The following is a 14,784-nucleotide window of genomic DNA, read 5'->3' as shown; positions in this document are numbered from 1 at the left end:
TTGATTCGTTGGTTCATAGGGGACTCTTGGTTCCAGGGCATGATCAGTTACCTCCTGATCATGCGTATTAGCCTGTAAACCATGTCCCCGGTTAGAAATGTAAACGATGTCCCCGGTTTGTACCGGGCAAGCCCGCTCACTACAGGGGCGTCCGAGCTTCAAATGTGTAAACGATGTCCCCGGTTTCGGGGGTATGGTTGGGAGGCGGCCCAGAATCCGGGGATTTGGGTTTCACTGGTATAACGTGGCAGCTTTGGTGGGGCGGCTGCGCCGCCCAGCGCGGGGCAAGCCCGCTCACTACAGGGGCGTCCGCGTTTCAAATGTGTAAACGATGTCCCCGGTTTCGGAGGTATGGGTTGGGAGGCGGCCCAGAATCCGGGGATTTGGGTTTCACTGGTATAACGTGGCAGCTTTGGTGGGGCGGCTGCGCCGCCCAGCGCGGGGCAAGCCCGCTCACTACAGGGGCGTCCGCGTTTCAAATGTGTAAACGATGTCCCCGGTTTCGGAGGTATGGGTTGGGAGGCGGCCCAGAATCCGGGGATTTGGGTTTCACTGGTATAACGTGGCGGCTTTGGTGGGGCGGCTGCGCCGCCCAGCGCGGGGCAAGCCCGCTCACTACAGAGGCGTCCGCGTTTCGAATGTGTAAACGATGTCCCCGGTTTCGGAGGTATGGGTTGGAAGGTGACCCAGAATCCGGGGATTTCGGTTTCACTGGTATAACGCGGCGGCTTTGGTGGGGCGGCTGCGCCGCCCAGCGCGGGGCAAGCCCTAATACCAGTCAGTTAAGGCTTAACACTGTCACTGTGGGAGGGGGCTTGCTCCCGATGGACTGCGTAGCAGGCCCATTTTTGAGGCCGCTGCGCGGCCTATCGGGAGCAAGCCCCCTCCCACAGGTTATCCATCGCCCACTCTGTCGCTTAACAGACGGGCATTAGGGCAAGCCCGCTCACTACAAAATCAGATCCTCTCTAACGCAAGGCCCGGCGCAGTACTTTACCCACCGTGGTCTTGGGCAGTTCGATGCTGCGGAACTCCACATACCTTGGCACCTTGTACCCCGTCAGGTATTCCCGGCAGTGGGCGAGGATCTGTTCCTGAGTCAGGTTCGGGTCCTTGCGCACCACAATGATCTTCACCCGCTCCCCCGTCACCGGGTCTTCCACACCGATGGCCGCCACTTCACCCACTCCCGGATGCATCGCCACCACATCTTCGATTTCATTGGGGTACACGTTGAAGCCCGATACCAGGATCATGTCTTTCTTGCGGTCGACCAGCCGGATATAGCCACGCTCGTCCATCACACCGATATCCCCGGTCGACAGCCAGCCTTCGTCATCCAGCACTTCGGCGGTTTCCTTGGGCCGCTTCCAGTAACCCTGCATCACCTGCGGGCCACGTACTTGCAGTTCGCCTTGCTCGCCGATGTCGGCCAGTTCGCCGTCCTCTCGCATGAAGCGCACCCAGGTCGAGGGCAATGGCACGCCGATGCTACCGGTGAACTCCATCTCGCGCATGCGCGCAATGTCGATGGGGCTGATGCTGACCACCGGTGAGCACTCGGTGAGGCCGTAGCCTTCGATGATCGGTAACCCGGTGACTTCCTTCCAGCGCTTGGCCACGGCCGTGTGGGTGGCCATGCCACCGGCGATCACCATGCGCAGCGCAGAGAAATCCCGGGCACAGAACTCTTTGTTCTCCAGCAAACCATTGAACAACGTGTTGACCCCGGCAATCCCGTTGAAGCGCTCTTTACGCAGGATCATCTGCACGCGTTTCACATCACGCGGGTTGGCGATCAGGATGTTGCGCCCGCCCAGGCACATGAACATCAAGCAGTTCACCGTCAGGGAAAAGATGTGGTACAGCGGCAGCAAGGTGACGTTGGTTTCCTGCTGGTTCTGGTCCAGTTGGTCACCGACCCAGGCCTTGGCTTGCAGCAGGTTGGCGATAATATTGCGGTGGCTGAGCATCACGCCCTTGGCGTCGCCCGTCGTACCACCGGTGTATTGCAGGAAGGCCAGGTCGTCGAGGGCCATCGCCACCGGAAAATGATGCTGCGCCCGCCCTTGCTTGAGCACCTGGTTGAAGCGCAACGCCCCCGGCAGCTTGAATGCCGGCACCTGCTTCTGCACGCTGCGCAGGATGAAGTTCATGGCTGCGCCCTTGAAGGTGCCGAGCAAATCGCCGATGGCCGCCACCACCACGCGTTTGACACAGCTGCCGGCGATGACCTTTTCCAGGGTGTAGGCGAAATTCTCGAAGATCACCACGGTTTCGGCCTCGCTGTCCTTGAGCAGGTGCTTGAGCTCATGGGAGGTGTACAACGGGTTGACGTTGACCACCACCGCACCGGCCAGGATGGTGCCCAGCAGGCAGATCGGATATTGCAGGCAGTTGGGCATCATCAACGCCACACGGTCGCCCTTCTTCACGCCCTGCCCCTGTAGCCAGGCCGCAAACGCGACACCTTGCGCGTGCCAGTCGGCGTAGGTCATCTCGGTGCCGATGCTGACGTAGGCGACCCGCTCGCTGAATTTTTCCAGGTGCTCCAGGAACACCTCGCGCAGCGACGGGTAGTCCTCGATCCCCGCGTCGATGTCTGCCGGCACGCCGGGCAGGTAAGCGTTCAACCAGACCCGTTCGGTTTGTTCCAGGCTTACAACGTTCATGGCAGTCTCCTTGTTGTTGTTTTTGACAGCGCTATTTTTCGACGATCGCAGTAATGCCCAGCCCGCCTGCCGCACAAATCGAGATCAAACCGCGCCCGCCGCCGTTCTGATCGATCATTTTAGCCAACGCCGACAATTGCCTGCCGCCCGTGGCGGCAAATGGGTGGCCACAGCCCAGCGAGCCACCGTTGACGTTCATCTTGGCGCGGTCAACGCTGCCCAAAGGCGCCTCCAGGCCCAGGCGCTCGCGGCAGTAATCGGCATCTTCCCAGGCTTTTAGGGTGCACAACACCTGGGCAGCGAAGGCTTCGTGGATCTCGAAGAAGTCAAAATCGGCAAAACTCAGGCCCTCGCGCTGGAGCATGCGCGGCACGGCATAAGCCGGGGCCATCAGCAGGCCCTCGGTGCCGTCGACAAAATTCACCGCCGCCGTTTCGCCGGTGCGCAGATAGGCCAACACCGGCAGGCCCCGTTCGGCGGCCCAGGCTTCACTGGCCAGCAGCACCACCGAGGCGCCGTCCGTCAATGGCGTGGAGTTGCCCGCCGTGAGGGTGCCGTTCTGGCGGTCATAGGCCGGGGCGAGCCCGGCGAGTTTTTCCAGGCGGGTGTCGGCGCGCAGGTTGTTGTCCCGCGTGAGCCCCCGATAGGGGCTGATCAAATCGTCGAAAAAGCCGCGTTTGTAGGCCGCGTCCAACCGCTGATGGCTGGTGAGGGCCAATTCATCCTGGGCCAGGCGCTTGATCTGCCAGCGTCTGGCCATTTCTTCGCAGTGCTCGCCCATGGACAAACCGGTGCGCGGCTCGCCGTTGCGCGGCAGCAATGGCTTGAAGAACATCGAGGGGCGGACCTTCAACAGCGCCTTGGCCTTGTCGCCCAGGCTTTTGCCCCGGTTGGCCGCGAGCAAGGTATGCCGCAAGGACTCATTGATGCCGATGGGCGCGTCGGAGGTGGTGTCGGAACCACCGGCAATGCCCACTTCGATCTGGCCCAGGGCAATTTTATTGGCCACCAGCAAGGCGGCTTCAAGGCCGGTGCCACAGGCTTGCTGCACGTCGTACGCAGGGGTTTGCGGCGACAGCGTGGTCGACAGCAAGGACTCGCGCGCCAGGTTGAAATCCCGCGAATGCTTGATCACCGCGCCGGCGGCAAACTCGCCCAGACGCTGGCCATGCAGGTTGTAGCGATCGACCAGTCCTTGTAACGCAGCCACCAGCAGGTCCTGGTTGCTGTCGTGGGCGTACACCGTGTTGGAGCGGGCGAACGGAATACGGTTGCCGCCGATAATCGCCACGCGGCGGGTCGGGGCCGGATTGAAGCTGTAGTCACTCATCGACAGGTCTCATTCCAGATAAACAAGCCGCGCATATGCGGTTTATCGCCGGCGAAATTGCGCACTTCAAACTCGCGGCGCGGGCCGCTCACGGGGTGGCTCCACAGAGCGACCTGGCCGGGCAGGAAGATCGGTAACTTGAAGTCGCAATCGGCTTGCGCCTGGTCCACGCCACCGGGCGGTTGCTGCGCGGCCAGGGCTCGGCCCAGGGTCCACATGCCGTGGGCGATGGCGCGGCGGAAACCGAAGAGCCTGGCACCGATCACCGAGGTGTGAATCGGGTTGAAGTCCCCCGATACCTGAGCAAAGCGTCGGCCCAGGTCGGCGGGCAACACCCAACGCTGGGTGCGCAACAGGCCCTCTTCCTGCAACGGCAACCCGTCAGTCCAGGGCTCGCCGACGGGGTTGTGCACGTCGCGGCGCAGGTACAGGCTGTCGCTTTCCCACACCAGCGTGCCGGCACTGTAGGCACGGGTGGCGATGCTCAGCGCCTGCCCCTTGGGGTGGGCGACCCAGCGCTCGCAGTACACCTCCAGGCGCAGGGCCTGGCCCTCCGCCAGCCGCTGATGCTGCCGAATGCGGTTGGCCAGATGCACCATGCCGCTGGCCGGGTAGGGAAAACTCGGCCGAGTCAGCAGCAGCAAATGCAAGGGAAACGCCAGCACGTGGGGATACGACAGCGGCACGCCCTGCTCGCGGCGAAAACCGCAGGCGCGGCCGTAGGCGGCAATGCCGCTGGCGGACAATTCCACGGCTGAGCGCACCAGCCGCTCCTGGGGCAACAACGGGGCGCCATCGAGCGTGGGTTTGCGCAAGGCGCGCAGGCCGCCCAGCAACAGCTGGGTGCGGGTCGGCGGCGGGTCGATGATCTGTGTCACGTAGTCCATGGCTCAAGCCCCCAGCAGGCTTTGCCCGCACACACGTACGACTTGGCCGTTGACCCCGCCCGAGGCCGGGTGGGCCAGCCAGGCGATGGTCTCGGCCACGTCAATTGGCTGGCCGCCCTGGGACAGCGAGTTCATGCGCCGCCCCGCTTCGCGGATCATCAGCGGGATCTTCGCCGTCATCTGGGTTTCGATAAACCCGGGCGCGACGGCGTTGACCGTCACCTGCTGCGCGGCCGCGCGCGAGGCCAAGCCCTGCACCAGGCCAATCACGCCAGCCTTGGAGGTGGCGTAATTGCTTTGCCCCAGGTTGCCGGCTATCCCGGATATCGACGAGACGCAAACAATGCGCCCGCCCGCCTTCAAACCCTGGCTTTGCAGCAACGCCTCACTGAGTTGCAGGGGCGCTTGCAGGTTGACCGCCAGCACCTCACGCCAGGCGGTTTCGGTCATCTTGGCGATGGTCTTGTCGCGAGTGATCCCGGCGTTGTGCACCACCACGTCAAAGGCACCGTATTGACTGGCATGCGCCTGCAACAAGGCGGCCGCATCGGCGGCGGTGATGTCCAGCGGCAACGCCGAGCCGCCCACGCTGCCGGCCGCCTGCTGCAGTGCTTCCTGGGCCTGGGGGACGTCGACGCACACGACATGGGCACCGTCGCGGGCCAGCACTTGGGCAATGGCCAGGCCGATCCCGCGTGAGGCGCCGGTAACCAGGGCGCGACGACCGACAAAGGGCTTTTCCCAATTGACGGTGACGTGCCCTTCCACCGGCTTCTCCAGGCGTACCACCTGCCCCGACACATAGGCCGAACGGCGTGACAGGAAGAAACGCAGGCTGCTGTCGAGCGCCTCTTCAGCGCCCGGCGCGACGTAAATCAATTGCACGGTGATTGCCCGCCGCAGTTCCTTGGCCAGGGAACGCACCAGCCCTTCCAGGGCTCGTTGGGCGATGGCCTGGGGCAAATCGCTGCAATGTTCCGGCGCCGTGCCGAGCACCACCACGCGACCGTGATGGCCGAGGCGCTTGGCATTGGCGTGGAAGAACAGGTAAAGCTCATCGAGTTGCTCGACATCCACCACACCACTGGCGTCGAACACCGCGCCCTGCACCTTGAGCGTGGACGGCGCCTGGAGGGTCGCCGGGGTGGCGACGACTGTGTCGGTGGCGCTGAAGATCTGTTGCACCTGTGGCGCCAGGCGCCCGGCCCCGGCGACGATCACCGGGTTGGCCAGGCCAGGCTGGCCGCTGCGATGGCGTTGCAGCGGCAACGGTTGCGGCAGGCCAATGGCCTGGGCCAGACGACGCCCCCAGGACGAATTGACGAATGAAAGGTAGCTGTCACTCATATCGGTACTCACTCACTTGCTCTGTATACGCGGCCCCACACTGGCCGCATTCGCCTAGTTGACCGGGGCGTTTTCGTTTTGGGCGGTGCGGCGCCTGGCCTTGGGTTCCAACGCCTGCTGGCGCTGCTGCAAGGCTTCCAGCAAGCCGAAGTCCTGCGGGAAGTCGTCGACCTGGATGCCGTGGTCGGCGTATTCCACATAACGCCCGAGCAAGGCGTCTTCGTCGTCGCTGATCAGGTCCAGCGCCCGCGCCTTGACGCGCCAGGCGGTAAAGGCGGTGGTGGAAATCGGCATCGGCTCGATCAGACCCTGCTTGACGGCAGACTTGAGGCGCGCGTCGATCAGCTCTACCTGCGGCAGCAGACGGAAGCCCAGTTCGCCATAGGCCAGCTTGTCGATTTCCGGCCGAGGGATGTAGGAATTGGCCAACAGACGGTCACGGGTTTCGCCGGGGATCTGCACCACCTCAGCCACCTGTGCCAGCAACCGGTCCGAGGGTTTGTGCAGGGGAATACCGAAGGGGAAACTCAAGCCTCGCACCACCCGTGCGGCCGCTTTCGAAGGGTAATTATCGAGCACTTCGGCCAACGCTTCGTGGGCGCGCAGCAACGCATCCTGGGCCGCCCAATGCACCAGCGGCAGGTCGGCCTGGGGCCGGTCATCATCTTCAAAACGCTTGAGCACGCAGGACAAGATGTACAGCTGCGACAAAATGTCCCCCAGGCGCCCGGTGATACTTTCCTTGCGCTTGAGGGCACCGCCCAGCACGCCCATGGAAATGTCCGAGATCAGCGCCAGCACCACCGACAGCCGATTGGCCTGACGGAAGTAGGACGCCAGCGCCGGGTCGGTCTTGGCCGGTGCAGCAATCAGTCGCCCGCCCGTCAGCGAATGCACGGCGGCGCGCACGGTGTTGGCCAGCACAAAGCTCAGATGGCCGAACATCGCGCTGTCGAACGCTTCCAGCGCCTTGCGCCGGTCCGGGTGGTGCGCCGCTTCCATCTCGCGGAACACGTAGGGATGGCAACGGATCAGGCCCTGGCCGAAGATGATCAGGCAGCGAGTCATGATGTTCGCCCCCTCCACCGTGATCGCAATCGGGCTCTGCTGGTAGGCGCGGGCCAGGAAGTTGTTCGGCCCCATGCAGATGCCCTTGCCGGCGACGATGTCCATGCCGTCGTTGACGATCATCCGCGCCCGTTCGGTGACGTGGTATTTGGCGATGGCCGAAATCACCGAAGGTTTCTCGCCGGCATCCAGTGACGCCACCGAGACCTTGCGCACGGCGTCGCAGGCATACAAGTGCCCGGCCATGCGCGCCAAGGGTGCCTGTACGCCTTCGAACTTGCCGATCGGCAAACCGAACTGCTTGCGCATCGCCGCATAGGCTGTGGTGCCGCGCACCGCGACCTTGCCCAGGCCGACGTTAGCCGAAGGCAAGGAAATCGCGCGGCCGGCAGCCAGGCATTCCATCAACATGCGCCAGCCATTGCCGACTTGTTCGCGCCCGCCGATCACCCACTCCAGCGGGATGAACACATCCTTGCCGGTGGTCGGACCGTTCTGGAAGACCGCGTTGAGTGGCCAGTGACGCCGACCACTGTTCACCCCCGGATGAGCCGTCGGAATCAATGCACAGGTGATCCCCAACGAACCCGGCTGGCCAAGCAGCCCGTCCGGGTCTTCGGCGCGAAATGCCAGGCCCAGCACCGTGGCGATCGGGCCCAGGGTGATGTAGCGCTTGTCCCAGGTCACCTTGAAACCCAGCACTTCCTCGCCCTCGTGCACGCCTTTGCAGACGACCCCCAGGTCCGGAATCGCCCCGGCGTCGGAGCCGGCGTAAGGGCTGGTCAGTGCAAAGCAGGGAATGTCTTCGCCCCGCGCCAGACGTGGCAGGTAATAGTTGCGCTGGGCATCGGTGCCGTAATGCAGCAGCAATTCCGCCGGGCCGAGGGAGTTGGGCACCATCACCGAAATCGCCGCCGCCGAGCAGCGCGTCGACAACTTCATCACCACCTGGGAATGGGCGTAGTGGGAGAAGCCTTTGCCGCCGTACTGCTTGGGAATGATCATGCCGAGGAACCCGGCGTCCTTGGTGTACTGCCAGGCTTCAGGGGACATGTCCTGCCAGACCTGGGTGGTTTCCCAGTCGTTGGCGATGTCACACAGGGTTTCGACCTCGTTGTCGAGGAAGGCTTGCTCTTCGGCGCTCAGGCGCGCCGGTGCCGCGTTGAGCAGGCGCGCCCAATTGGGTTTGCCACTGAACAACTCGGCGTCCCACCACACGGTGCCGGACTCGATGGCGGCGCGCTCTGTGTCGGACATCGCCGGCATGATCGTACGAAACAGCTCCAGCGCCTTGCTCGACAACAAGCTGCGGCGCAGCGGCTTGAGGCTCATCAACAAGGCGGGTAACACCACCAGCACCGCCGCGACGGTGGCGCCAAAACCTGCCACCGCGTTGAACAGGTAACCCATCGCCAGCCAGACCAGGCCAGCGCCAAGCCAAACCGCAGCGGCGGCTTGTCGATATGCCAGGGCAATCGCTGCTGCGACACCTATCAATAACCAGATAACCATGGGGGATACCTCACTTGATCCAGAACAACTCGATTCAGGGCAGGCTGTTGCACGGCAGATCGAAATGAGCTGCTGCATAAAGCCACACTACAAACTTGAAAAGACAAATTCAAATTTTGTTTTGAAATTTTTATTTAATCGTTTGGCGAAAAAATACCAGGCTGAACACGTCAGCCTTTCAGGTTATGAAGGAAAATATCAGGACCATCACAAGGGCCAACCGCCCAATCCGACGACAGTGTGGAGCCGAGCCTCTAGATGCGCTGGACGCCCTGCCCCACGACTGCCGTGCCAGACGCTTTAGAACTTGTAGGTGGCCGACAGGCTGACCACATCACCAGACGACTCGGCCTTGCCATCCAACTGCGCGGCTCCGAGGCGATCCACGTTCTTGGTCCTCAGGTTGACCTTCTCGACGAACTGGTGCGAATACGCGGCATCCACCGACAGGCCAGGCACGGCCTTGATGTCATAACCGGCACCGAACGCCAGGAAGTAGCGGTCACCATCAGGAATCCGTGGGTCTCGGGTTGAATTGCGGGTGGGGGTCTGGTCGTACGCCACACCGGCACGCAGGGTCAGTTCGTCGGTGGCTTTGTAATCGCCGCCAATCGACGTCATCCAGGCGTTCTTGTAGTTGTAGGGAATAGCGACAATCGTCGAACCTTGCGACTTGAGCGTCAGGTCCTGGAACGAAGACCATTCGGTCCACATCACGCTCACACCCAACGCCCAGCGGTCATTGAACTGGTGCACCCAGTCAACGGCGGCGGTCGCCGGAATGTCCAGTTGAGTACTGGCATGCGCGCCATCCGGGAACAGCTTGAGGCCGGGATAAGCCATTTCAACCAGGGTTTCGCCGTTTGGACCGATCGGGTTGGTCATGGCGTTGCGGCCAATCGCATCCGTGTAAATGTTGTATTTACCGGTCATCTTGTTTTTGATCTTGGCGTGATAGTTCAGGCCCAGTGTGTCTTGCAGCGTCGGCTTCCAGACAATGCCGCCAAACCAGCCCACTGAACTGTTATCGACTTTCACACGCATCAGTGAATGCCCGACACCGGTTGGAAAACCAGTGCCTCCCAGCCCGGGAGAAACGTCCGCAGCCGCCAGCAAGTCAATGTTCTGGCTGACAAAGCCTTGGCTGCGCTGATAGATCAGGCCGGCACCCACCGAGAACTCATCATTGACTTTGAACGAGAGGGAGCCTGTGAGGCCGACCGTTTCGATTTTGGTGTCGACCGCGAAATCGCGCAGCTTCGAGTTCTGATCCCAAGTGGTTTTCATGCCCTGGGGTACCACCTGGCTCAGGCCAAAGGCGAACCGGTCGCCGATGGGCACCACCAGAAAGCCGGTCGGCAGCCAGGCGGTAAAGCCACCTTGCCCGCCATTGTTGGTATTGAGAGCCGGATCGCCCAAGGTCCCTTGATCATCCAGAACCGGCGTATTGGTCACCGGGTTGCCGTTGTGGTCAAAAGCCTGGCCGGAGTATTTGATCTTGACCCGAGCATAATCGACCGTCTGCTGCGCAATGGGGGAGTCGATGAACGCCATTGCCGCCGGGTTGTTGTAGGCCGCACTCGGATCGTTCTTGAACAGTGAACCGCCCCCGAATGCACGCCCCCAACCCGGTGCGCCGTAGGTAGGCGTAGAAAACCCGCCCGCCTCGACCGGCCCCGTGGTCATCAGGCCGCCCAGCAAGGCCAGCCCCAGTAACGTGTGAGCGTGTGGTTTCTTATTATTCATGCGGTACTCCTTATTATTATCTACGCCCGGCCCCTGCCGGTGTTCGGTACCCGAACAGGCGCCTCTGGCGAGGCGCCTGTGTGTACCGGGGGTGATCAGCCCTCAGGAGTTACGGTTTACGGGTTCACCGTCAGCGTTGGCGCTGCCACGCTCAGGGAAACTACGGTGCAGTTGCCGGAAAGCGCCTGGTTGGCCGCAGACAGGGTTTTGCTGCTCGGGTTCCAGGCCACCGCAATGGTGGTAGGGCCGCAGTTGGTGGCAGGGATCGAGGAGATTTTGTAGCCGACGTTGGTCACGGTACCGGTGGTGCCCGTCGCCGCAGTCAGCACCCATGGCAGGTTGGTCAGCGTCGGCAACGCGCACAGGCCGCCACCGGTCAGGGTTGCGCCGTTGATGGAAGCCACGCCACCGCTGACGTTGCCGGTGAAGGTAATCCCGCAGGTCACCGCAGCCCCGAAGGAAGATGGCGATTTCACAACGATGGTGCCGGCGCTGGTAGAGAACGGACCGTCTGGGGAAACCGAAGCCGCACTGGCCATCGAAGCCGCGCCAAAGCACATTGCAAAAGAAGTTGCACAAACGAGGGTTTTCAAGCTTTTCATTGTTTTTCCTCACATGTTATGGCGAAGTCATTTCGCCAGGGGTAATGGCCATGAACGAGAGGTCACGGTGAAACTGCAGAACTTCCCTTTCCAGCCAAATCTCAATTCGATTACCACCGCATCTTTCGACTGTGTTTATTCAACCACTTTGAAGTTGGGCGGCATCTTGATCGACACCGTCTTGATCTTGCAGTCCTCGCCGATCGGCACGTTGGCGGCTTCCAACTTGCCGGTGGCGTTATCCCAGGTGCCGTTGGCGGTCGAAGGACCGCACTTGCCGCCCAGGCCGAAGGCGTGCACATCCACGCTGATCTTCGACATGGAACCGCTTTGGGTATCTTTGGCGACCAGGATCCAGGGCAAGTTGATGGCTTCAACACGGCTGCATTTAAGGCCGCCATCGAACTCAACTTTGTCGACGTTCACCGACGCACCATCGGCCGCCACTTTGCCGGCCACCTTGATGGTGCAGTCGGCGCTGATCAGGGCGCCCTTGGAAAAGCTGATCGGGCCTTGGGCTGTGAAGGCGCTGCCCGCAGGCTCGATACGGGCAGCCTGGGCCTGCTGGTAAACAATCAGGCCGAGGGCGGCCAGCACGATATGAGTGGTGAACTTGGCAGCTGTTTGCATGGTGCAGGTCCTTCCCTTGAAATTATTTTTGTTCGGGTCAAACAACTCACTTGCATTCAATCTTTAAACTTTGGGCGATCGGAACCTGCGCAATACCTGGATCCCGAGTCAGCCCGACGACAAGGTTGCTATCAGAACGGTGCCGTACCGTTCGCGTATTTCTCCAGATACTTCAGGCGTTTTGACGGCTGAAGATTGGTCAGGTGGATATCGCCGCCGTAATGATTCAGCACTCGATGATCCATGCGACGGCGCCACAAGTACGGCACATAAGCCCAGACAATCATGCTCGCGTATCCGTAAGGCAGTTGCGGTGACTCATCGAAGTGACGTAACGACTGATAACTGCGTGTGGGGTTGGCATGGTGATCGGAGTGCCGTTGCAGTTGGAACAGAAAGATATTGGTGACAATCCGATTACTGTTCCACGAGTGCCGAGGCGAACAGCGCTCATAACGGCCGTTGGGCAACTTCTGGCGTTTAAGGCCGTAGTGTTCGACGTAGTTCACCACTTCCAGCAACGAGAACCCGTAGACACCCTGGATGATCAGGAAAGGAATCACGGCGACGCCAAGCCACACAATCATCGCGCCCCACAACACCACGCTGTACAGCCACGCGCTGAGGACAGCGTTCTTCCAATGCAAGGCCGGCAAGCCGAGTTTGCGCAAGCGCTCGCGCTCCAGGTTCCAGGCCGAGCGGGCGCTGAACCAAACCGAGCGTGGCAGGAACGCCCAGAAGCTCTCACCCAGGCGCGAGCTGGCCGGGTCTTCGGGGGTCGCGACCCGCACGTGGTGGCCGCGGTTGTGTTCGGTGTAGAAGTGCCCGTAGAACGTCGGCGCCAGGGTCACCTTGGCGAGAAACACTTCCAGGGGTTTGGGTTTGTGCCCCAACTCGTGGGCGGTATTGATCGCAATGCCGGTGGCGGCGCCGGTGGACAGTGCCATGCCCAGATAAGTGAACCAACTTACCGATCCATGCAGCTGCGTGCGTGCAGTGAGGTAGCTGGCGGCCTGGGCCGGCCAGCTCGACGGGTCGAGGTGCGCGGTGGCCTGCAACAGGCCGCCCTGAATGATCCAGTCGATACCGCCCGCCGCCAGCCAACCGGTGATCACCACCGAAGCAATGACGAACACGACGCCGGTGTAAACGATCCAGCGGTAATAGCTTTGCGATTCAAGGTGGTTGACGGCGGATTCAGGCGGGTTGCTGACATCTTCACCCAGCAGGCCATCGATCAACGGGATCAGGCCGAAGATGACCAGGACACCGACCCACCACAGTTGTTGCACACCGGTGGTGATGGCCAGCGCACCAGAGAGCAATGGGGTAGCCAGAGGCATGATGCCAAGCCACCACAAGTGGCGCTTGCCGTCGGTCCAGACGTTGGAAGTGGCCAGGGACTGATTCATGGCAACCTCCGTACGAGACCGGTGGCGGGGGTGACAAATCGAGCGGACAACAGGTTCACGGAGCGCTGACTGCCCCGGAAAACCAACCATGCGATAAAAGGCGTTTTTTTCATTATTTTATTCGCTCTTAGGCATTTCAAAAATTGTTTCAAATTAGATATTGAAATAATTTTTTTAAATAAATAGCGCGGAATCGTTAGGTCGTCAACTAATTTCTAAGGGCCTTTCGGACGTGACCGAGCAGTCTCTTTTCCGGCTCCAGGGTCAGGTGTCTAGGGCAAGCATTGACGCCGCCGAACCGCAGGTTCGATTGCAAAATTATTGACTCGCCAGGGCAAACGGCGGATGCAGCACCGTGGCGCTTTCCAGTGGCCGCACGCGTTTGGCGATCTGCTCCACCACCGCAGCGACCCGCTCGGTAGCGGTGATCGGCAACATATGGCCACGCCCTTCCACCACCTGCAGTTTCAGCCCTGGCACCTTGCTGGCCAGGGCCTGGCCGTGCTTCTGGAAGTCGAGCACCTTGTCCCGCGCACCATAGATCAACCCGATGGGCAGGCTCAGTTGCGGGTAGCGCTTGACCATATCCGGCAGGTCATCGTTGACCCGATTGATCTCGGTAGAAGCGGCGTAGAAGTTGTCGGGACGCATGCCCAGCAACCCGCCACCGCGTGTGGCGAAATCCGTAGGCGGAGCATCCGGAGCAAACACCCCGTTGACCACCGCCCTCTGGGTCAGCAGGCCGATGGGCATCGTCAGGGTGTGCGACAGCCAACGACGCAACCAGGCCGGGCGCACCGCCAATGACAGGAACACCGGCGGCAACATACGTTGCGGATGGGTCAGCGGTGCCACGAGGACCAGGCCGCTGACCGCATGGGGATGATCGAGCGCCAGCGCCAGGGCGATCGCGCCGCCCAGGGAATGCCCAAGCACCAGTGGTTTATCCAGGTCCAGGGTCTTGATGAAAGCGGCTATTTGTCGAGCCTGGGCCGGCAGGTCCGGCGCGGTACCGCTATGCCGGGTGGAATAACCCGAGCCCGGGCGATCGAGCGTGATCACCCGAAAACGCTCACGCAACTGGCCGGACAAGGCGTAGGTCAGGTTGCGGCTGCTGCCCATCAGCCCGTGAATCATCACCAGCGGTGGGCCTTTGCCTTCTTCTACATAATGAAAGCGCTCGCCATCGACCTCCACGAAACGCCCGTTGATCGGAACAGCCGCTTCAATACGCCGGGTCATCCAGGCGCTGAAACCCCATAACACAACGCTTGCCCCCCCACACACAGCCGCAGCGACAACCCATTCGACAGCCATAGCTCGGTCCTCTACTTCCCTGCTGCTGGCGACCCGACCGGTATTGATCAAGGCCTCAGCCATCGTCCACACCCTGGACTTGAACCTCATGCAGACCCTACTCGTCCGTCGGACAAAGTCGGACCTGCGCAACAAGGTCCTAGCGTAAGCGATATTTTCAGGTAGATTATTTAAAATCTTTTTTAAAATAATTAATTCAATTTTCCTTTGCAATGGTGTTCTATCCAAAAGACACAACAAAAACAGGAGCACAACCGATGC

10 protein-coding genes are annotated in these 14,784 nt (G+C 61.3%); all 10 read right to left on the bottom strand.

What is annotated here, in order from left to right; genetic code table 11:
• Positions 1 to 968: 968 nt before the first annotated feature.
• Entirely contained in the window at positions 969 to 2,672 is a 1,704-nt protein-coding gene (locus tag JBE38_RS24930) for an AMP-binding protein (RefSeq protein WP_205345380.1), read from the bottom strand.
• A 31-nt stretch (positions 2,673 to 2,703) separates the two neighbouring features.
• Positions 2,704 to 4,002, bottom strand: coding sequence for an acetyl-CoA C-acetyltransferase (locus JBE38_RS24925; RefSeq protein WP_205345379.1), 1,299 nt, complete (start codon positions 4,000 to 4,002; stop codon positions 2,704 to 2,706).
• Complete coding sequence (locus JBE38_RS24920) at positions 3,999 to 4,889, bottom strand: MaoC/PaaZ C-terminal domain-containing protein (protein ID WP_205345378.1); 891 nt, start codon at positions 4,887 to 4,889, stop codon at positions 3,999 to 4,001. Before JBE38_RS24920 ends, JBE38_RS24925 begins: the two co-directional genes overlap by 4 nt.
• Positions 4,890 to 4,892: 3 nt before the next feature.
• The gene (locus JBE38_RS24915) at positions 4,893 to 6,236 is read right to left on the bottom strand and encodes a 3-oxoacyl-ACP reductase (RefSeq protein ID WP_205345377.1); all 1,344 of its coding nucleotides are present in this window, start codon (positions 6,234 to 6,236) and stop codon (positions 4,893 to 4,895) included.
• Positions 6,237 to 6,290: 54 nt separating this feature from the next.
• Positions 6,291 to 8,816: an acyl-CoA dehydrogenase gene (locus tag JBE38_RS24910; protein WP_205345376.1), complete on the bottom strand. Its 2,526-nt coding sequence runs from the start codon at positions 8,814 to 8,816 to the stop codon at positions 6,291 to 6,293.
• A gap of 300 nt (positions 8,817 to 9,116) precedes the next feature.
• Entirely contained in the window at positions 9,117 to 10,562 is a 1,446-nt protein-coding gene (locus JBE38_RS24905) for an outer membrane protein transport protein (protein ID WP_205345375.1), read from the bottom strand.
• 116 nt (positions 10,563 to 10,678) lie between these two features.
• Positions 10,679 to 11,164: an alkane oxidation protein activator PraB gene (gene praB, locus JBE38_RS24900; protein ID WP_090370631.1), complete on the bottom strand. Its 486-nt coding sequence runs from the start codon at positions 11,162 to 11,164 to the stop codon at positions 10,679 to 10,681.
• 135 nt (positions 11,165 to 11,299) lie between these two features.
• A complete protein-coding gene (praA, locus tag JBE38_RS24895) occupies positions 11,300 to 11,794 on the bottom strand; it encodes an alkane oxidation protein activator PraA (protein ID WP_090370630.1) in 495 nt (164 codons plus the stop codon).
• A 131-nt stretch (positions 11,795 to 11,925) separates the two neighbouring features.
• Positions 11,926 to 13,206: an alkane 1-monooxygenase gene (locus JBE38_RS24890; protein WP_090370628.1), complete on the bottom strand. Its 1,281-nt coding sequence runs from the start codon at positions 13,204 to 13,206 to the stop codon at positions 11,926 to 11,928.
• A 318-nt stretch (positions 13,207 to 13,524) separates the two neighbouring features.
• The gene (locus tag JBE38_RS24885) at positions 13,525 to 14,523 is read right to left on the bottom strand and encodes an alpha/beta fold hydrolase (RefSeq protein ID WP_240202601.1); all 999 of its coding nucleotides are present in this window, start codon (positions 14,521 to 14,523) and stop codon (positions 13,525 to 13,527) included.
• Positions 14,524 to 14,784: the final 261 nt, after the last annotated feature.

Source organism: Pseudomonas sp. ICBG1301, assembly GCF_016918385.1.
GTDB lineage: Bacteria > Pseudomonadota > Gammaproteobacteria > Pseudomonadales > Pseudomonadaceae > Aquipseudomonas > Aquipseudomonas palleroniana.
This window is presented reverse-complemented; position numbering and strand designations above follow the sequence as displayed.